This window comes from Micromonospora sp. ANENR4, assembly GCF_015354395.1.
GTDB classification, from domain to species: domain Bacteria; phylum Actinomycetota; class Actinomycetes; order Mycobacteriales; family Micromonosporaceae; genus Micromonospora; species Micromonospora aurantiaca.
The window spans coordinates 448,038-467,746 of record NZ_JADKYQ010000001.1 but is presented as its reverse complement, the minus strand read 5'-3'; the positions used below and the strand labels follow the sequence as shown (position 1 = coordinate 467,746).

The window sequence follows — 19,709 nt, the reverse complement described above, 5'->3', positions numbered from 1 at the left end:
ACCTGCCCGAACGGCACCAACCGCGTCATCAAGACGATCGGCCGCGTCCTCTCTCAACCTCGAAGAGCCGGAATGGTACGAGGGGTTCCCGTTGCGGTGAGGGCCGCTGCAGCCAGCATGCAGCAAGCGCCGATCGAAACCAGCGCGAGCTGGTAGCCACCCGTTGACGAGTTGATGAAGCTCGCGGCCAGCGGGGCGCCCGCCTTCGCCAGCGTCATCGGAATGGCGACCATTCCGGCGAGAGTCCCATAGTCCTGCGAGCCATAGCGCTCGGACAGGAGGATCGGTTTAGCGATGGTACCGACGCCGGCACCGATGCCGAATCCGATCACCGCACCGATTGCTCCGAACGGACTCGTGGCGATGACGGGCAGCAAGAACGCGGCCAAGGCCTGCAGACAGAACACGGCTGCGGTCAACATGGCCGTCGCGCACCAACGTCGTAGCCCGGTCGTCACGAGACGCCCAGCGACCGAGAATACGCCTAACAGCCCCGCAATCCCGGCCGAGAACGCCGGGCTGTGTCCCCACTGGCCCAGCGCCGAGACGATGTGCACATTGAAGGCGTTGACGGCGCCCGTCTCTAGTGTGAGGCCCACCGCGATCAGCCAGAATGCCCTGTCGCGTAACGCCACGGACCGGCCCGGCGCAGGGGCCGCCTGCGGTCCGGCGGTGCCGATTCGGCGGTGCGGTCGGCGTACCAGGGTGTGCAGCGGAATGGTACTGGCATAGAGGAGGCCGAGAACCACCAGGCTCGTACGCCATCCGTGGCGTTCGACAAGCCAGCCGGACAGCGGCAGGAAGATTGTGCTGGCGGAGCCCGCCGCCACGGTGACGGTCAGGAGTGCACGGGGCCGAGTGCGTGTGCCATACCACGACACCACGACTGGGATGGCCGCGTCGTAGAGGGTCGCGGCGCCGACGATGCCGATCCCGCACTGCACGACGTACAACTGCGCGACGGTCTCGACCCGGGACCAGGCGAGCAGGAGCAGGGCGCCGCCCACCGAACCGGTGGTCATCAAGGCCCGCCCGCCATGACGGTCGAGCCACCTCCCGAACGGTACGGCGACCACCGCGCCGGTGAGGACGCTGGCGGTATAGGCGCCCGTCACCACGGCCGGTGAGCTGCTCAGATCGCGGGTCATTGGTTCGAGCAGCACGGCGTACGAGTAGAGGAGGATGCCGTAGCCGATGGTCTGTGTGATCGAGAGTGTGGTCAGGACGGTGCGTCGTCGCCGAGAGTCGAAGCCTTCCTCTCCCGTCATCACCGATTTCCGGATCGCCCCGCGCGACCGATGTCGTGCGATGGCGAGGTGATCAGTCGCATCGGCATCGGCTCCACGATGAGCGAATCCCGGTACCGTAGTATCCGTCCATGCCTGACGAGTTCCCCTCCAAAATGGCCAAGGCCGGTCTCGCCTTCGACGACGTGTTGCTCATTCCGGCTCATTCGCGGGTCACGCCCGCGTCTGCCGACACCCGCACACGCGTGACACCCTCGATCGAGCTGGCTATTCCGCTGGTATCGGCGGCAATGGACACCGTCACCGATGCCCGGATGGCGATCGCGCTCGCCCGGCTGGGCGGCATCGGCGTGCTGCACCGGAACTTGAGCGTCGAGGATCAGGTCGCCGAGGTCGACAAGGTCAAGCGGACCCAGTCCGGAATGATCACAGACCCGGTGACGCTCACCGCCGACCGCGATGTCGCAGAGGCACTCGAGATCATGGCGCACTACAAGGTCTCGGGCGTACCGATCGTGGACGACAGCGGCCGGCTGATCGGCATTCTGACCAACCGGGATCTGCGTTTCGTGGAGCGCACCGACGTGCGGATCGCCGAGGTGATGCGGGGCCTTCCTCTGGTGACCGCGCCGGTGGGGACCGATCTGGAAAGCGCGAAGAAGCTTCTCGGCGAACACCGGGTCGAAAAGCTGCCCATCGTGGACGAGGCTGGGATTCTTCGCGGGCTCATCACGATCAAGGATATTCTGAAGAAGACGGACTTCCCCTCGGCTACACAGGACGCCGAGGGTCGCCTTCGGGTGATCGCCGCCGTCGGGGTCGGCGACGACTCGGTCGAGCGCGCGAAGGCCCTCGTCGCGGCCGGCGTCGACGCCCTGGTCGTCGACACGGCGCACGGTCACTCGCAGGGTGTGCTCGACACGGTCGCCGCGATCAAGCGTTCCCTCGACATCGAGGTGATCGGCGGGAACATCGCCACCGGCGACGCCGTTGACGCGCTCGTGGAGGCGGGCGCCGACGCGGTGAAGGTCGGCACCGGCCCGGGGTCCATCTGCACAACCCGAGTCATCTCGGGCGTGGGTATGCCGCAGATCACCGCGATCTACGACTGCGCGCAGGCCGCCGCTCGTCATGGCATCCCAGTCATCGCCGACGGCGGCATCAAGCTCTCCGGCGACATCCCCAAGGCCATCGCAGCCGGTGCCGACGCCGTGATGATCGGCGGCCTCTTCGCTGGCGTCGACGAGGCGCCCGGCGATCTGATCCTGCACCAGGGGGAGAGCTACAAGCAGTACCGGGCGATGGGCTCGCTCGCGGCCATGCGTGCCCGCTCCTTCTCCAAGGACCGCTACTTCCAGGCTGATATCAGCCAGGCGGACAAGCTCGTGCCGGAGGGCATCGAGGCCCGGGTCTCCTACAAGGGGCCGCTGTCCGGCGTCGTCTACCAGCTGGTCGGTGGCCTGCGATCCTCGATGGGCTACTGCGGGACCGCCACCGTGCGGGAACTCAAAGAGCGTGGTCAGTTCGTCCGGATCACCGGCGCCGGTCTCCAAGAGAGCCACCCGCATGACGTGGTCATCACCTCCGACGAGCCTAATTACCGTCGACGCTGAGGGGGACGGGGCGACCTCGGGGTGGAGTCGTCATCCGCTCCGGGGTCATCCCGTCCGGTCCCGCATCAGGGTCGCACCGAGGTCGGCGAGGAACTCCGGCAGACGGTCACGAAAGTAGAAGTGCCCGCCAGGGAACCGGCGGAACGTGCATGCTGCCACCGTGTGGTCGATCCAGGCCGCAAGCCGATCCTCGGTTTCCCCGTCGTCCTGACCAGACCACACGGTGACGGGGCAGGTGAGCGGTGCGTCCTCGACATAGCGGTGGGTCGCGGCGATGGTGAGGTCGGCCCGTAGTGGACGTAGATGCCTCTCGAGGGCGTGCGGATCGTGGCGCAGCTCATCCGGAATCGCGCCGAAGAGGCGGGTGACGGCGTCAACGAGGTCCGGGCCGTTCGCTGTCTCGAGAGAGATGGGTGACCGGTGCAGATGCGGCGCGGCGTAGGAGGAGGCGATCAACCGCGTCGGCTCCGGAAGCGACCTGTCGCGGAGGAGCCGGGCGGCGTGGTAGGCGATCCCGGCACCGAGGCTGTGGCCGAAGAACGCGTACGGAGGGGTCAACCGGGTCTCGGACACGAACGCCTCGACGACGGTGTTCAGGTCGGTGATCGGCTGCTCCCCGCCCCGGCTTCCTCGCCCAGGCAGCTGGACCGCCCAGACCTCGATCGTGTCCGGGACGGCGTCGGCCCATCGAACGTACTCGCCCGGTGACCCTCCGCTGTGCGGGAAGCAGTAGAGCCGGAGGGCCGCGGCCGGCCGTCGACGTCGGCACAGCAGCCAGCGTGGTTCACGGGCGGTCATCGGCGGCCTCTCGTCCGCGGCGGGGAAGCCTGCGCGGCCAGCTGGTCGACGCCACGCTGGTCGACCTTGCCGTTGGGCAGCGTCGGCAGCTGGCTGCGGACCTCGATCCGCCCCGGCACGGCGACCCCGGGCAGGTGTCGCAGCGCGTGCGCCCGCACCGTCCCCGGAGTGAGCGACGGATCCGTCGCGGTGACCACGCCCAGCACGGCGAACCTGCCGTTGCGTTCGGCCACGCCGACGGCGGCCTCCGCCACACCCGGGCAGTTCGTCAGCACCGAGATTATCTCGCTGCGTTCAATCCGCATGCCGCCCAGCTTCAACTGGTCGTCGGCGCGGCCGTGGAAGAGCAGCCGGCCCTCGGTGTCGACCGAGACCAGATCTCCGGTGCGGAACTCACCTGCGGTCCGGTACTGCTCGGCCAGACCCGGCCCTCCGACCACCAGCTCTCCCGGTGCATCGCCGGCGCTCTCGACGTACAGGGTCGCGCCCGGGATCGGACGACCGATAGGCACGCTCTCGGCGGACGCATCCTCCTGTCGGCAGCGATGCACGGTGCTCCAGACCGTGCACTCGGTCGGTCCGTACTCGTTGAACAGCTCGCTGTCCGGCGCCGCCGCGAAATGCTGCCGCAGCAGGTCCGGCGGGCATGACTCGCCCGCCACTATGACGGTTCTGGGCGCGACGGCGTTCGTGAACAGCTCTCCGCGCAGCATCATCCGGTAGAGCGACGGTAGCGTGAGCATGTGCGAGGCGCCGGCGGCGGCGCGGGCGATCGCCAGGATGTCGGTCTGGCGGTCGCTGGGGATGACCAGCTCCCCGCCGGAGGCCAGGGTCCAGTAGATGCCCGCCACCGAACTGTCGAACGAGATGGAGGAGCAGAGCACGAACCGAGTGACGGGAGCGTCGTAGTACTGGAGCCGGGCCGCCGTCGAGGCGGCCAAGGCCCGGGTGCTGATGGTGACACCCTTGGGCGTCCCGGTCGATCCGCTGGTGTAGCAGGTGTACGCGAGCGGTCCTCGCACCGTGCCGGACCCGGCCTCACGAACGTCTGCCGGGATCATCACGGGAGTCGGGGGCACGCCGGTCAGGCCCTTCTCCACCACGGCGTACCGGGCACCGCTGGCGCGGGCGATGTGTTGCCGACGCCCGGCGGGGAAGGCGGCATCGACCGGGACGTAGGCGGCGCCGCTGCGCAGCACGCCGAGCATCGCCACCACCGCCCACCGGCTGAGCCGGGCGTGTATGAGGACATGGTCGCCCGGTTGCACGCCGGCCTTGAGCAGAACCCGCGCAATCGTCGCCGACCGCTCGTCAAGCTCCCGATAGGTGAATCCGCCCTCGTGGTCGGTCACGGCGGGAGCATCCGAACCGAGGTACGGCTCCACCAGGTCGAGGACGTGCTCAGGTGCGTGCAGGGCGGCGCCGTGCAACTGATGGCGGCTCGCGGTCCCGGCGGGCGGCGGCGCCGCTGTCACGACCGCCGCCGTGCCGGGTTGCCGGTCACCACGAGTTTCTTGAAGCCGCTGAGGAACGTCGAGTGCACCCGAACGGCCTCCCCGGTCACCGCCAGGTCTTCGAACGTCACGAACAGCTCGCGGAAGAAGCGCCGCAGCGTGTAGCGCGCCAGGTGCGAGCCGACGCAGTAGTGACGGCCGACCCCGAAGGCGAGGTGGCGGTTCTGTTGTCGTCTGATGTCGAACGTTTCCGGATCGGGAAAGACCTCGGGGTCGCGGTTGGCGGAGCCGAGGTAGGCCACGACGGCGACACCCTCCGGCAGCTTGCGGTCGGCGAGGGTGACGGGGCGCCGCGTGTAACGCATGAAGTTGCTCGCCGGGCTCGCCCACCGCAGGGCTTCCTCCACACCGCTCTCGAGGAGTTCGGGTCGCGTGGCCCAGCCGCGGTAGCCGCCCGTACGCGAAAGCTCGGCGATGGCGGCTGTCGGCACGTGCGGCACCGTGCCCGCGGCGCCGAGCAGCATGCTGTAGCAGTTGGAGACTATCGCTCCGATCGGCGGGACCGCACCGTTGACCTCTGCGGTGAGGAGGTAGCTGACCAGGTCGTCGCCGGGTCGACGTCGGCGGAGGCGAACCAGGTCGGTCAGATAGGCGAACAGCTCGCGGTGGCCGTGTCGCAGCGTCGCCTCCGTGGTCCCGCCGATCTGGTACTCCGGATCCTCCTCCGCGTTGCACATCGACACCAGCCGGATCAGATCGGCGGTGTCGGCAGGAGGCAACCCGAGCATCGGGGTCATGGCGACCATCGGCAGACGCGCCGTCGCCGCGGCCAGGTCGAAGGGCTCGCCGTCGACGCCGGAGGCCAGCAGCCGCTTGATGCCCGCCGTTATCTCGTCGCCGTACGCCTCGATCGGGCGTGCGCCCAGGGCCTTCTGCAGCGGCGCCCGTAGCTGGTCGTGCAAGGGCGGATCGGTAGCGGCGAGCTGGGCGCCGGCCGCGGGATCGCCCTTGCCCAGAAGGTTGACAAGTGTGCCGCGCTCGGAGGTGAACGACTCGTGGTCGCGAATCACCTGCTGAACGTCCGCGTACCGGGTGACGGCCCAGAAGCCGGAATCCTCGCCGCGGTCCGGCAAGGGCTGCCACCGCACCGAATCGTGCTCGCGCAACCAGGCCCAGGCCGCAAACTGTCGGCCGTCGGCGTAGAGCGCCGGGTCGGACAGATCCACAGGCGCCGGTGTCTTCCTCGCCTCCTCGATCGCCGCCGCCACCGCCGATATCGTCGGTTGGCGATAGAGCACGGACGACGGGATCTCCACCCCGAAGGCATCGTCCACCTGTAGCTGCAGCTCGGCGGCGAGCAGCGAGTCGCCACCCAGCTCGAAGAAGTCGTCGTCGTGCCCGATGTCGTCCAGATCGAGGAGCTTCGACCAGAGCGTGATCAGCTGCGCTTCGACTGGGCTCGACGAGGAAAGCTCAAATGGTTTGTAGGCAGGGTCCACGGCACAACTCCATGAGGCTCGAAGAATGCGTCAGGAAGTGGCCAGTTGTCCACAGCCGGCCCGATCTTATGCGTCGCAGAATAAGACCGACAACCGGCTCGCCAGCGTGGCCGGTTATGCAGGAACCCGGCCGATGAATTCTGTGAGGAATTCACTGGACCGGTCCGCAAGAAGTAAAAGTGTCGAGCGACTGCCCCCCGCAGTTTAATGATTGCCAGGCTTCCGGTGACGGGAAGATATCCTGATCAAGTTGGACCCTACCCACGCTTATCGGTCTTAGCAAGGCAATGAGACGTGGACCGCTTTTGACCTCTTGATCGGCTGGTCGATACCGCATTTTCCCAGCTCAAGAGCCATCTGACCTGGATTGTTGTCGATGATAGCATGCCTGCTCGTTGCCTGGGGGGCGCCGATCGATCGCCCGGTTGGCGCCGCCGGCGAACACGCTCCGTATAAGCGAAGGTCGGTCAATCACGCGGGCTCGAAGCGGTTTTTGGCGAAGATTCCCAGGTGGCGGGAGGGTTATTCGGTGGCCTCGGAGGGCCATCGAGGGGTAATGATGTTTCGACCTTGTGCTGCGGTCTTGGACGGATCTACCATCGACAATGACGACCCGATGGGCGACTTATGCGTTGCGTGGCTGCAGGTCTCTGACGTCAAAGTCGAGGGGAAGTCACGGGGGTCATCCTGTCGTCCTCTAGCCATGGGAGAACCGATGGCACGCGAACTCGTGGATCTACGGAGTGAGACGGTGACGAAGCCGTCGCCGGCGATGCGTCGGGCGATGGCATCCGCCGAGGTCGGTGACGACTGTTACGCCGAAGATCCGACCGTGGCGCGTCTCGAGGACATGCTTGCCGACGCCTTCGGTTTCTCCGCCGCGCTCTACCTGCCAACCGGTGTGATGGCGAACCATCTGGCTCTGCGCCTGCTCGCCGCGCCGGGGCAGGAGGTGTTGTGTGACGCAGACGCGCACTTCCTGCTTTACGAGGACGGCGCGCTGGCCTGGCACGCCGGTATCCAGACGCGCAGCACGCTGTCTTCCGACGGCGTGATCAGGCCGGACGACCTGCGAAAAATGATCAGGCGGCCGAAGCCGTTCAGCATCGGCACCGCGGCGGTGGCGGTGGAGAACACGCACAACCGCTCCGGCGGCCGGATCTTTCCACTCCCCGAACTGCAGGAGATCCGCAAACTCGCGGACGAGGGTGGCGTCGCCGTGCACTGCGACGGTGCCCGGATTTGGAACGCGCACGTCAGGACCGGCATCTCCCTCGCGGAATACGGCCGGTGTTTCGACACCCTGTCCGTCTGCTTGTCGAAGGGCCTCGGGGCGCCGGTCGGTTCGGTCCTGCTCCTCGACCGGAGCCGGCTCGCGGAGGCGCGGGTCATGAAGCACCGCATGGGCGGTGGTATGCGGCAGGCCGGCATCATCGCGGCCGCCGGGATCTACGCCTTCGAGAACAACATCGATCGGCTCGCCGAGGACCACGAGAACGCACGCGTCATCGCGGACGTGCTGCGTGACGTCGGCATCGATGTGCAGGAACCCGAGACCAACATGGTTCTCGTGCCGGTCGACGACCCGGACCGGGTCGTGGCGGCCTGTGCGGAGGCGGGGGTGAGGGTGTCGGCGATCAGCGCCACCGAGATCCGCATGGTGACGCATCTCGACGTGTCCGAGTCCGACGCCAGGCATGCCGCACACGTCGTGTCCGAGGTGCTCTCCCGGCTCTAGGCCGTCTTCGGAGAAGGGCCGTGCGGGGAGACGAAGCCCTGCTTCGAGCGGGCCGGTGGGTCCGCATCGAAGCGTGCATTCAAGGCCGTTCAGTGACATCGAATTCGGGGGCAAGATGCTGAGCCAGCAGCCAGAAAATGATCTCGCTCGTTTTCACCAGACCATTCCTGCACTCGCCGGCTTCCGGGAGAACGTCAAGTTCCGCGACATCATGCCGATGCTTGCGAATCCGGAGGCGCTGGCGTTCACGCAGCAGCAGTTGCTCGACTGGGCGCGGCCCTTGGAGCCGGACTACGTGGCTGCGGTGGACGCTCGCGGGTTCATCTTCGGTGGCGCTCTGGCGCTTGGGCTGAACTGCGGATTCCTCGCCATCCGCAAGAAGGGGAAGCTGCCTGGCAAGACCGTGGGCAGGGAGTTCACCGGCGAGTACGCGACCGACTACATCGAGATGCGTACCGACCTCTTCCCGCCGGGCGCCAAGATTCTGTTGCACGACGACATCGTGGCGACCGGCAACTGCACGAGGGCTGCGGCTCAATTGATCGAGAGCCTCGGCGGTGAAGTCGTGGGGATTTGCTCGATCCTGGAAAAGGCGTTTCTGGGTGGCCGGGAGAAGATCTCGACCTACAAGTTCAAGCCGGTCTTCATCTATGAGAAGTGATGTGGAGCGGGCATCGGAGCCCGACGCAGGAGGCAATCGGCCGGCGGTGCATTTAGCCGATTCGCGGCCGGCCCGTGGCTGCGAACCCACATCCGGTCGTTCCGCCCGTCCCGCATCGGTGCGGGACCTCTTCGAGGAGGGGCAATGAAGAAGGGTCTTCGCGCACTGCTGGGTGGTCCCGATCCGGTCAGGGTGATGGGTGCTCACGACGGCATGACCGCGGTCCTGGCGCAGCACTACGGCTTCGAGGCCATCTGGGCCGGTGGCCTGGGAATCTGCACGGCGGCGGGGGTGCCCGACGCCGGCCTGCTCACGATGACCGAACTGTTGGACGTGGCGGTCACCATGCGTCGCCGGGTCGACGTCCCGATCATCGCGGATGTCGACTCGGGCTTCGGCGACGTCAACGTGGTCCGGCGGATGGTGCAGCTCTACGAGGGCGAAGGCATCGCCGCCGTCTGCATCGAGGACAAGCAGTACCCGAAACGCAACAGCTTCCGCGACGGAAACGTCCTGGAGGACGCCGGGGTGTTCGCGCGCAAGATCGCGGTGGCGAAGACCGCGCAGCGGGGCGACGACTTCATGGTCATAGCGCGGCTGGAGTCCCTGATCGTCTCGGCCGGCCTGGACGACGCAATCCGGCGGGCCCAGGTGTACTGCGAGGCGGGAGCCGACGCCCTGCTCATCCACAGTCGAGCCCGGACCGCGGACGAGGTCGCGGAGTTCGCCACGGCGGTCCGTGCGGCCGGTATCACCGTTCCCCTCTTCATGATTCCCACCACCTACCCGGGCGTCAGTGCCCGGCAACTACGCGCTTGCGGCGCGGACGCGGTCGTCTACGCCAACCAGGTCATCCGGGCGGCGCTCAAGGCGATGACCGCTGTGCTGGACCATGTCGCCCACCAGGACTCCACCCGGCTGATCGAGAGTGACATCGCCAGCGTGGCAGACCTGTTCGACCTGGTGAAGACCGACGAGCTCCTCGACGACTCGCCCTGGACCGGCCTGCCCGAAAAGGCCGGTAGCCGGGCATGACGCCGGTGACGCAGCAGACGACACGGACCGACAGCTCAGGAAGGGACGCCATGCGTAACGACATCATCATCGAGGACACCACGCTGCGCGACGGGGAGCAGACGCCGGGCGTCGCGTTCTCGTTCCAGCGCAAGACCGACATCCTCAACGGGCTGTTGGACGCCGGTGTCCGGTGGCTCGAGGTCGGCATTCCCGCGATGGGTGGCGAGGAGCTCAAGTTCGTGCAGTCCACCGTCGAGCGCCAGGACGAGAACACCCATCTGGTCGCCTGGCACCGTGGTGTCCGCGAGGACGTCGAGAAGTCGCTCGACATGGGCTTCAAGACCATCCACATCGGGTTGCCGACGTCGGACAACCACCTCAAGGCCAGCGTCCGAAAGGACCGCTCCTGGCTGTTGGAGACCGCGAAGTCGCTCATCAGCATGGCGAAGGACCGCGGTGCGTTCGTCTCGGTCAGTGCGGAGGACCTGGCCCGTACCGAGGGCGGTTTCCTGCAGGAGTACGCGGGCGCCGTGCACGAGGCGGGCGCCGACCGGCTGCGGCTCTCCGACACGATCGGCGTCATGACGCCGGAACAGTACGGCGAGCGCGTCCGCCTGGTGCGGGAGGCGGCGCCCATCGACCTGCAGTGCCACACCCACAACGACTTCGGGCTGGGGCTGGCCAACACCATCGCCGGGCTGCAGGCCGGCGCCCGCTACTTCCACGTCACCATCAACGGCATCGGCGAGCGGGCCGGCATGACGGACCTCGCCCAGGCGGCGGCCACCCTGCAACTGCGGTACGACGTCGAACTCGGTGTCGATCTCACCAAGCTCACCCGACTGAGCCAGCTCGTCGGCGTCGCCACCAGCCGTCAACTGCCTCCCTGGCAGCCGGTGGTCGGTGACAACGTGTTCGCGCACGAATCCGGCATCCACGCCAACGGGATGCTGCGCGACACGTCGAGCTTCGAGCCCTTCCCGCCGGATCTGGTCGGCGGCGAGCGACGGTACGTGCTGGGCAAGCACTCGGGCCGGGCGCTCGTCGCCTGGGCACTCGAGGAGGCCGGTGTGACGCCCCGCCCCGAGCTGCTCTCGCCGTGCCTGGAGGAGATCCGGTCCCGGTCGATCGAGGTCGGTGGTGAGGTCTCCCCGGCCGAGGCGGTCGAGATCTACCGTCGCCTCGCGGTCTGAGCCTGCGAAGCCGATGCTCTCCCACCTCGCCGGCTCGCCGGGCGACCGCATCGTCGACCTCGGCGAACTGCAGAAGCGGGTACCCGCTCTCGGCACGGCGCCCCGGGTGACCCGGATCTTCGCCGAGAACATCGTACGCGCGGCTCTGCGTGCGCCGGGCTCGTCGCGGCCGTCCTCCGTCGCGGAAGCGACGGAGGCAGTGGCGGCCCTGGTGGCCGCGGGGTCGTCCGGCGAGCCGGTCGAGTTCGACCTGTGGCCCACCCGCCTGGTGCTGCAGGACCATTCGGGCATCCCCGTCCTCGCCGACCTGGCCGCCCTGCGCTCCCAGGTCGCCGCCGCCGGCGGTGACGCCGCGGCGGTACGGCCGGCGCTGCCGGTGGATCTGGTGGTGGACCATTCCATCGAGGCGCACCTGTCCGGGAACGACGCCGCCCTGGATCGGAACATGGAGCGGGAGTTCGCGCTCAACGGCGAGCGGTACCGGTTCCTGCGCTGGGCCGAGGGTGCGGTTCCGGATCTGCGGATCGTGCCACCCGGCGGCGGCATCGTCCATCAGATGCACCTGGAGCACCTTGCCGCCGTCGTGCTGCGCGACCGGAGCGGCATCCTGGCGCCGGACACGGTCCTCGGCACCGACTCTCACACCCCGATGATCAACGCGCTGGGCGTCCTCGGCTGGGGCGTCGGGGGAGTGGAGGCCTCGTCGGCGATGTTCGGTCACCCCGTGTCGGTCCGGAGCCAGCCGGTCATCGCGCTCCGGCTCACCGGCGCGCCGCGCCCAGGCATCATGTCGACCGACATCGCCCTGACCTTGGCGCAGTACCTGCGCGAGCGCGGTGTGGTCGGCACCATTCTCGAATTCGTGGGGCCGGGCATCCGGGCACTGTCGGTCGAGGACCGTTCGACCATCGCCAACATGGCGCCCGAGTACGGCTGCCTGGCGGCGTACTTCCCCGTGGACGACGCCGTTCTCCGCTACCTGACGGCGACCGGCCGGTCCGCGTCGCACGTGCGCACGGTCGCCGACTACACCCGCCAGCAGGGCCTGTTCGACGACGGCGGGACAACGCCGGACCTCTCCGGCTACTCGGATGTCTGGTCCTTCGACCTCGCCACCGTGCGGGGCAGCGCGGCCGGCCCGCGTCGGCCCCAGGACCGGCTGTACTTCGCCGAGGTGCCCCGGAGCTTCCAGCAGTCCCGCCAGGACCGTGGCGAGCGTTCCGTCGGAGCCGACCGTCCGCATTCGAACGAGGGCGCGATCGCCATCGCGGCGATCACCAGCTGCACCAACACCGCGAACCCCAGACTCATGATCGCCGCCGGGGTGGTGGCCCGGAACGCGGTCCATCGCGGCCTGGCGGTGCCGGAGTGGGTCAAGACCAGCCTGGCACCCGGTTCGCGGCGGGTCACCGACTACCTGGCCGCCGCCGGCCTGCTCGAACCGCTCGCTCGCCTGGGCTTCGACGTGGTGGGTTACGGGTGCACCACGTGTATCGGCAACTCCGGCCCGTTGCACGACACCGTCGAAAAGTGGGTGGCGGCCGGAGCGGGAACGGCTGCCGTCCTGTCCGGCAACCGGAACTTCGAGGGCCGGATACACCCAGCGATCAGCGGCGCCTACCTCATGTCGCCGCCCATGGTGGTTGCGTACGCCCTGGCCGGAACCGTGTTGATCGACGTCGAACGGGATCCGCTCGGACACGGCCCCGCCGGTGAGCCGGTCTACCTGGCCGATCTTTGGCCGCCGGAGGAGGAATTGACGGCATCCGTGTCGTCGGCCGTGGCGCGCCTGTCGGGGCATTCGCGCGACGTCTTCCGGGGGGACGCGCGCTGGCACGCGATCACGGCTCCGTCCGGCCCCTGTTACGACTGGCCGTCGAACTCGTCCTACCTGATGCCGTCGCCGCTGGTGTCCCCGGACGGCCACTGCGGCCACGGCGATGTCATCGACGCCCGGGTGCTGGTCTTCGCCCCGGACTCGACCACCACCGATCACATCTCACCGGCGGGGCGGATCGCCCCTGACTCCGAGGCCGGCCGGTACCTGCTCGACCTGGGCGTGCCGGTGGCGGAATTCAACTCGTACGGGTGCCGTCGGGGCAATCATCACGCCCTGGTCCGGGGCACGTTCGCGAATGTGAAGTTCCGCAACCGCCTCACCCCGGACCGGCCGGGCGGATGGACCCGGCTGGCGCCGTCCGGTGAGACGGCGACGGTGTACCGGGCGGCGCAGGAGTACGCCGCCGCCGGTGTTCCGGTGATCGTTCTCGCCGGTCGGGACTACGGCATGGGAAGTTCCCGGGACTGGGCAGCCAAGGGGCCTCGGCTGCTCGGTGTGCGTGCCGTGCTGGCGACGAGCTTCGAGCGGATCCACCGGAGCAACCTCGTCGGCGTCGGCATCGTGCCGCTGCAGTTCCTCGACGGAGACGACCCGGACCGGCTCGGGCTCACCGGAACCGAGTCGTTCACGATCCGCGGCCTCGGCACTGCGGCGCCGCTGTCGACGGTGTCGGTGAGCGCCACCGACCCGGACGGTGGTGTCCGGAGATGGCAGATGCTGGTCCGGATCGATACGGCCGCGGAACTGCGATGTGTGCGGCAGGGCGGCTTCCTCAGTCTTCTCGCACGCGAACTGACGCCTGACCCGACCGAAGCGGAGGACTGACATGACCTCGTTGAAGCCCGCGCCGTCCGGCTTCACCAAGTCCGATTGGGAGGAGTTCGAGGAGAACGGGCTCATCCACCTGGACGACCGCATCACCCCGGAGGCGATCGAGCGCTACCTCGACATCGGCCGGCAATTGGTGGCCGGCATGGTGCCCTCCTCGAAGAACACCAACAAGATCGAAGATCTGGTGCTGAAGCACCAGGGTCTCCAGGAGCTGATCGACCACGAGCGGCACATCGGCTTCGCGTATGACATCTTCGGCGACTGCGTGCGCCTGTCCCAGAACGACATGATCGTGCGCCAGCCGGGTGCCGTCGTCAACCACTGGCACATCGACGGTCCGCGGGCCGTCCCGTTCCGGGTATTCGCGCCGGTGCTGCCGCTCAAGCTCCGCATCGGATACTGGCTGACCGACGTTCCGCACGACGAGATGGGCAATCTGGTCTACCTGCCCGGCAGCCACCGGCCCGGATACGAGGGCGAGCACACCTCGACCGGCGCGTTGCCGGGGGAGCGGGTGCTGCGACCGCGGGCAGGCTCGATCACCGTCTTCCACGCGAGCCTCTGGCACCGTGTGCAGCCGAACAACAGCACGTCGACCCGGGTGAACTTCTTCCTGTCGTACACGCCGAGTTGGATCAGTGGCTACCGCTTCTACGACCCCCGGTGGGCCGCGTCGCTCACTCGGGAACGCCGCATCATCGTGCGGGCGTACGGCGATGACCAGGAGCGCTTCATCCGGCCACCGGCCGACGACCTGCCGCTCTACGACGACCCGGACAGCGCCCGCACGGTCGACGGCGTCGAGAAGCACAAGGTGCGCCGGCTGACCCGCTACGAGAGGGAGTTCGCGTCGCCCCATCGCGGGCAGCCATGAGCCGTACGGTCCGGGCGGCGCTCGGCCCGCTGGTGGCCGCGCTTGTCCGGGACGACGGCGAGGAGGCCCTCGTCGAACTGCTCCGGCGGGCGCTCCCGGCCGGCCCTTCGCCCGGTGCGGCGGGGGAGCACCTGGTCGTGGCGGACACCGGGCCCGACGGGGTCGCGATCATGGCCTCGGCTCTTCCCGTATGGGCCGGGCGAGGCTTCGTCCCTCTCCGCGTCAAACCGCTACGGCACGGCCCGGTGGCCCGGCAGAGACTGCGAGTCGTGCTGGCGACGCTGCGCCGCTGCGACCTCCACACGCTGGTTCCACATTGGATTGCCGGCGACGCGCTGGTGACCCTGCAGCAGCCCGCTGCGGTGGACCTGCGGGATCTCTCCGGTCACGCCCCAGAGGTCGCCGGCCGTGCGCGCCGCAGCGGGCTGGACCTGCTGGACCAGTTCGTCGCCGTGGAACGCGCGGTACGGGAGGCGACGGCCCGACACGACGCGGCACCGAGCCTGCCGTTCCCGGTCGCGGACCGCTACACCGCAGCGTTGGCGCGGATGGAGAGCCTGGTCGGTGGTGACGTGACGGCACGGCTTCCGGCCGTCATCGAGGACGCGCCCGGCCCGCGGGTCCTCTTCTGCGACCCGAAGCCGGCCAACCTCGTCCTCGCCGCGTCCGAGGTGGACAGCTGGCGGGAGACCGGTTCGCCGGCACCGGTCGGGGTGGATCTGGATCTGGTCCACCACGACAGCTCGTACGTCCTCCAGGCGGTGCTGGCCACCTTCTCCACGCCGCTGCCCGCCACCGACGTCGCGTTCGCCGCGTGCCGCAGGCAGGCGCACGACGCCTGCGCACGCCAGGGGGTCGACCCGGACGCCGTGGATCTGATCCTGATCTACCATCTCGTGCGCAACCTGACGACCGCGCTCGAGCGAGCGGATCTACCCAAGGCGAGGGCCTTCGCCGAGGCGCTGGCGCTGGCGGACGGTGCGCTACGCCTCGGCCTGGGCGACATGCGCAGGGACCGGCTGCGCGACGCCGCCCGGTCGCCGGTCGGACCGAGACGCTAATGCAAGCCGAGCGCCGAGCGGAAACCGGCATCGCCGATGACGATCTCACCCGGGGCCCACTCCCACGGGGAGCCGTCCAGCGAGGAGACGAGGTAGCCGGCCTCCTCGGTGACGAGCTGGCCGGCGGCGAGACCCCAGGTCGACAGGATGCCGTTGCGTTCGGTCACCGGCTTGACGAGTCCGGCGATCCGGCCCTCGACGATCCAGCAGAGCTTCAGCGAGGTGCACGCCATCCCCTCGACGAGGTAGCCGTGGCGGGACAGCTTCTCGGCAGCGAGCGCCATCGGCCCCGTCCGGTCGCGTTGCCGGATCGCCACCCGCCGCGACCCGGTGCGACGCGGCTCCAGCCGCCGGGAGCCGAGATACGCGCCGAGGCCCCGAGCCGCGGCGTAGGTGACCTGCTCGGCCGGGTGGTGCACGAGGCCGAAGAGGGGCCGGCCGTCGAGCAACGCGGCCAGCGTGATCGCGTACGTGGCGCTGCCGTCGGCGTACGAGCGCGACCCGTCGACCGGATCGAGCACCAGTTGCAGCCGTCCCGGCGTACCCACCGGGCGGCCGGTGCGGTGGAAGGTTTCCTCGGCGAGCACGCTGACGTCACCGAACTGCGCCCGCAGCAGCTCGATGAGGTCGCACTCGAGCTCGTACTCGAAGGCGCCGAGCGCCGCGGCGTCACTCATGAACATCTGCTGACGGACGACCAGCATTCCTCCCCAGTGGGTCAGACGGGCCAGCAGCGCCGGCCAGTCGATCGAGGTGGGCGTCGGCAGATCCACGAGGCAGGGCGGCACGTCATCGGCGGGCATGAATGGAGACTAACGTGACGAATGCCATTCCACTTGTACTCATCGGCGCGGGGCGGGTGGCCCACGCCGCCTACCTGCCGTCGCTCGTCCGGATGACCGACGAGTTCCGGCTGGTCTCGGTCGTCGAGCCGGATCCGGCCCGGGCGGGGGAGGTCACCGCGTTGTTCCCGTCGGTACGGGTCGACCCGGATGTCGCCGCCGCGGTGCGGGCCGGCGCCCGGGCGGCGATCTGCGCGACACCCTGGTACACCCACGTCGCCGTGGTCGGCGAATGCCTCGACGCGGGCATACCGGTCCTCTGCGAGAAGCCGGTCAGCGTGGACCCGGACGAGGTCGAGGCGTTACGCGAGCACAGCGTACGCACCGGCGTCCCCGTCGGCGTCGGCTACATGAAACGCCACTCGCAAGCGGTCGTGCGCTTCCTCCAGCAGGCGGAGCCGCTGGTGGAGGAGGCCCGCGAGGTGATCGTACGGGTGCTCGATCCCAACTCGCCCGCGCAGATCGAGCACCTCGTGCCCGAGATCGTACGGCGCCGGAGCCTGCCGCCCTCCTCGGCGATCGAGGTCGCAGCGCGAGTGGCCGGACCCGAACGGGCCGAGATCGTGATGCACGGGTTGGGTGGTTCGCTGGTCCATCACGTGAACCTGGCCCATGTTCTGCTGCGCAAGGCCGGCCTGGACCTGGTCGGAGGGGTGGCTTACGCGGCCTCCTGGGCGAACGGCTCGGCGGTGACCTGCGGCTGGCGTCCGCGCCCGGACCTCATGGTCCGGATGACCCACACCCGGGTGCCGGAACACGGACGCTACCGGGAAGTCGTGCAGCTCGTCGCCGACCGAGCCGTGGTGGAGCTGACCATGCCGTCGCCGTACGCGCACGACGGTGGCGCATGCTCCGTCACGCACTGGGACGCCGCGGGACGGGAGGAGACCGTCGTGTTCAGGTCCACCCGGCCGGAGTCCACCTTCGCCCGCCAGCTCCTCGCCTGGGCGGCGATGATACGAGGGAACGGCCCCGCCCTGCCGGACCTGGCCGAGGCGTGTGTCGATGCGCTGGCGATCCGGGAAGCCGCGAGGAGCTTGGCGTGAGCGGATCCTCCAGCCGCGCCATCGTGTTCGGGCCGGACGACCACTTCCGCGTCCGCGACCTGCCGGAACGGATCGACGCCGTGTTCGCCGATCGGCGCGTCTTCCCCGACGGCGAGCAGATCGTGTCCGTCCCGGACGGCACGGACCTGTCCGGTCGCGACGTCATGGTCGTGCACTCGACCTCCGGCAGTCAGGACGGTCGCCTGATCAGCCTGCTCCAGCTGCTCGACGCGGTGGCAGGCGTCGGGGGAGCCGCGCCGACGTGCTTCGTGCCGTACCTGGCGTACCAGCGGCAGGATCGGCGAATGCGCCCGGGTGAGCCGCGCAGCGGCCAGCTGGTGCTGGCCTTGCTCAGGGCGGCCGGCGTGACCACGCTGATCACGGTTGACCGGCACAGCGCGCGGCCGGCGGTGCCGGGGCTGACCGTTCGGGACATCGCCGCAGGTGAGGAGTTCGCCCGCCGGCCTCCCGACTGGGTGCGTGAGGTCGATGTGGTCGTCGCGCCGGACGCGGGAGCGGCGCTGCGGGCTTCGGAGGTCGCGCGGCTGCTCGGGCTCCCGGTGGTGGTTCTCGCCAAGTACAAGGACGCCTCGGGCACGTTCTACGCGCGGATCGGGGACGAGGTGCGGGGGAGGCACTGCCTTGTCGTGGAGGACGTCTGTTCCAGTGGGTCCACCTTGGTCCCGCTGCGCGACGCGCTGTTCGCGGCGGGCGCTCGGATGAGCGTGTTCGTCGCGCACCTGCTGGCCGGTCGCGAGGTGATCCGCACCCGACTCGGTCCGACGGTGCAGGTGGCGACCTCGGACACCGTCGGCGACGCCAAAGCCGAGGTGGCGCTGCTTGCCGCGGCGATCGACCAATGGTGCGGGAGTCCGCCCGGCGAGTGCCGGACGGGTGATGGCAAGGACGAGGAACGGGGGTCGCCGTAGTGCGTACGATCGTGAGAATTGCGGGTGACGGTGTCGGTCCCGAGCTGGTCGCCGCCGGCAGCCGGCTGGTCGAGGCGACCGGGCTGTCCGTCCACTGGCTCGACATGCCGGCCGGTCTGGGCGCGTACCATCAGTTCGGCGCCACTGCCCCGGCCGAGACCATCGAGGCGGTGCGACACCACGGAGCGGCGCTCAAGGGGCCTTTCGCGACACCCAGTGGCGGCTCGGTGCGTAGCGCCAACCACTATCTGCGGCGGGAACTCGACCTCTACGCGTGCATCCGTCCCATTCCCGTCGACCCTTCGCTGCCGATCCTGCTCGTGCGCGAGAACGTCGAGGACATGTACGCGGCCATTGAGTGGTGGGCGGCTCCCGGCGTCGCCCAGGCGGTCAAGATTGCTACTCGGCGCGGCTGCGAACGGATTGCCGAGACCGCCTTCGCGCTCGCCCGCCGGCAGGACCGCCGGAAGGTCACGCTCGTGCACAAGGCCAACAACCTCAAGCTCACCGAAGGGCTGTTCCTCGAGGTGGCCCGGGAGGTGTCCGGCCGCCATCCGGAGGTGGCGTTCGACGACATGCTGGCCGACACCGCGTGCTCCACCCTGGTGCTGGACCCCGGCGCCTTCGACGTCATCCTCACCTCGAACACCTTCGGCGACCTGCTGAGCAATCTCGGCGCGGCGGTCGCCGGCAGTCTGGGGCTGGTCGGAAGCCTCAACAGCGGGACCGGGGTACACATCGCCGAGGCGGCGCACGGCGACGCCGGCCACCTCGCGAACCGTCGGCAGGTGAACCCGATCGCCTTCTTCGAGAGCGTCGCCATGCTCCTCTCCGCACTCGGCGAGGATCGCCGCGGGGAGGCGGTCTCGGCGGCCATCCTCGCGGCGAAGAAGGACGGGCCGACCACGCTAGACCTCGGCGGCCTGGCGACCACCGACGCGGTGACCGACTTCGTCTGTGACTCCGTCACGAAGAGGATGGCAGAGGATGGCTGAACGGCGACATGTCCGTGTCGATCCCTCCTGGCCGCTGGCCCGCGCACTGACGTCGGTAGCCCACGGACGGG

Annotated in this window: 16 protein-coding genes; 11 read left to right on the top strand and 5 right to left on the bottom strand. The window is 69.0% G+C overall.

All coding sequences use genetic code 11. The annotated features are described in order from the left end of the window. Window positions 1-53 precede the first annotated feature (53 nt). Window positions 54-1,268: an MFS transporter gene (locus tag IRY44_RS02250; protein ID WP_194798789.1), complete on the bottom strand. Its 1,215-nt coding sequence runs from the start codon at window positions 1,266-1,268 to the stop codon at window positions 54-56. 110 nt (window positions 1,269-1,378) lie between these two features. On the opposite strand from IRY44_RS02250, the gene guaB reads away from it, so the two are divergent. Continuing rightward, a complete protein-coding gene (guaB, locus tag IRY44_RS02245) occupies window positions 1,379-2,860 on the top strand; it encodes an IMP dehydrogenase (RefSeq protein ID WP_194798788.1) in 1,482 nt (493 codons plus the stop codon). A gap of 45 nt (window positions 2,861-2,905) precedes the next feature. On the opposite strand, the gene IRY44_RS02240 is transcribed toward guaB, so the two are convergent. The 3 genes from IRY44_RS02240 to IRY44_RS02230 are packed head-to-tail and all read right to left on the bottom strand — an operon-like array spanning window position 2,906 to window position 6,611. Continuing rightward, window positions 2,906-3,658, bottom strand: coding sequence for a thioesterase II family protein (locus IRY44_RS02240; protein WP_194798787.1), 753 nt, complete (start codon window positions 3,656-3,658; stop codon window positions 2,906-2,908). After that, on the bottom strand, window positions 3,655-5,133 hold the full coding sequence (locus IRY44_RS02235) for an amino acid adenylation domain-containing protein (protein WP_194798786.1): 1,479 nt from the start codon (window positions 5,131-5,133) through the stop codon (window positions 3,655-3,657). Before IRY44_RS02235 ends, IRY44_RS02240 begins: the two co-directional genes overlap by 4 nt. Continuing rightward, window positions 5,130-6,611: a cytochrome P450 gene (locus tag IRY44_RS02230; protein ID WP_194798785.1), complete on the bottom strand. Its 1,482-nt coding sequence runs from the start codon at window positions 6,609-6,611 to the stop codon at window positions 5,130-5,132. The genes IRY44_RS02235 and IRY44_RS02230 overlap by 4 nt, the downstream gene beginning before the upstream one ends. 715 nt (window positions 6,612-7,326) lie before the next feature. On the opposite strand from IRY44_RS02230, the gene IRY44_RS02225 reads away from it, so the two are divergent. The 7 genes from IRY44_RS02225 to IRY44_RS02195 all read left to right on the top strand — a co-directional run bounded on the left by IRY44_RS02225 (window position 7,327) and on the right by IRY44_RS02195 (window position 15,826). After that, window positions 7,327-8,349, top strand: coding sequence for a low specificity L-threonine aldolase (locus IRY44_RS02225; protein WP_194798784.1), 1,023 nt, complete (start codon window positions 7,327-7,329; stop codon window positions 8,347-8,349). Between the two features lie 115 nt (window positions 8,350-8,464). Beyond that, on the top strand, window positions 8,465-9,010 hold the full coding sequence (locus tag IRY44_RS02220; RefSeq protein WP_194798783.1) for an adenine phosphoribosyltransferase: 546 nt from the start codon (window positions 8,465-8,467) through the stop codon (window positions 9,008-9,010). Window positions 9,011-9,154: 144 nt separating this feature from the next. Further along, a complete protein-coding gene (locus IRY44_RS02215) occupies window positions 9,155-10,045 on the top strand; it encodes an isocitrate lyase/phosphoenolpyruvate mutase family protein (RefSeq protein WP_194798782.1) in 891 nt (296 codons plus the stop codon). Between the two features lie 50 nt (window positions 10,046-10,095). Continuing rightward, entirely contained in the window at window positions 10,096-11,220 is a 1,125-nt protein-coding gene (locus IRY44_RS02210; protein ID WP_194798781.1) for a hypothetical protein, read from the top strand. A 13-nt stretch (window positions 11,221-11,233) separates the two neighbouring features. After that, a complete protein-coding gene (gene acnA / locus IRY44_RS02205; RefSeq protein WP_194798780.1) occupies window positions 11,234-13,885 on the top strand; it encodes an aconitate hydratase AcnA in 2,652 nt (883 codons plus the stop codon). A 1-nt stretch (window position 13,886) separates the two neighbouring features. Continuing rightward, entirely contained in the window at window positions 13,887-14,765 is an 879-nt protein-coding gene (locus IRY44_RS02200; protein ID WP_194798779.1) for a phytanoyl-CoA dioxygenase family protein, read from the top strand. Beyond that, a complete protein-coding gene (locus IRY44_RS02195; protein ID WP_194798778.1) occupies window positions 14,762-15,826 on the top strand; it encodes a hypothetical protein in 1,065 nt (354 codons plus the stop codon). The genes IRY44_RS02200 and IRY44_RS02195 overlap by 4 nt, the downstream gene beginning before the upstream one ends. Here the strand turns inward: IRY44_RS02195 and IRY44_RS02190 are convergent. Beyond that, entirely contained in the window at window positions 15,823-16,629 is an 807-nt protein-coding gene (locus IRY44_RS02190) for an inositol monophosphatase family protein (protein ID WP_194798777.1), read from the bottom strand. The genes IRY44_RS02195 and IRY44_RS02190 overlap by 4 nt on opposite strands. 14 nt (window positions 16,630-16,643) lie before the next feature. Here IRY44_RS02190 and IRY44_RS02185 point away from each other — a divergent pair, with 14 nt between their 5' ends. Genes IRY44_RS02185 through IRY44_RS02175 form a run of 3 tightly spaced genes read left to right on the top strand, consistent with a single transcriptional unit; the run spans window position 16,644 to window position 19,638 of the window. Next, entirely contained in the window at window positions 16,644-17,714 is a 1,071-nt protein-coding gene (locus IRY44_RS02185; RefSeq protein WP_194798776.1) for a Gfo/Idh/MocA family protein, read from the top strand. Next, entirely contained in the window at window positions 17,711-18,643 is a 933-nt protein-coding gene (prs, locus tag IRY44_RS02180; protein WP_194798775.1) for a ribose-phosphate diphosphokinase, read from the top strand. The genes IRY44_RS02185 and prs overlap by 4 nt, the downstream gene beginning before the upstream one ends. Continuing rightward, window positions 18,643-19,638 (top strand): isocitrate/isopropylmalate family dehydrogenase, encoded by a 996-nt coding sequence (locus IRY44_RS02175; protein ID WP_194798774.1) that lies wholly within the window; start codon window positions 18,643-18,645, stop codon window positions 19,636-19,638. Before prs ends, IRY44_RS02175 begins: the two co-directional genes overlap by 1 nt. Window positions 19,639-19,709 lie beyond the last annotated feature (71 nt).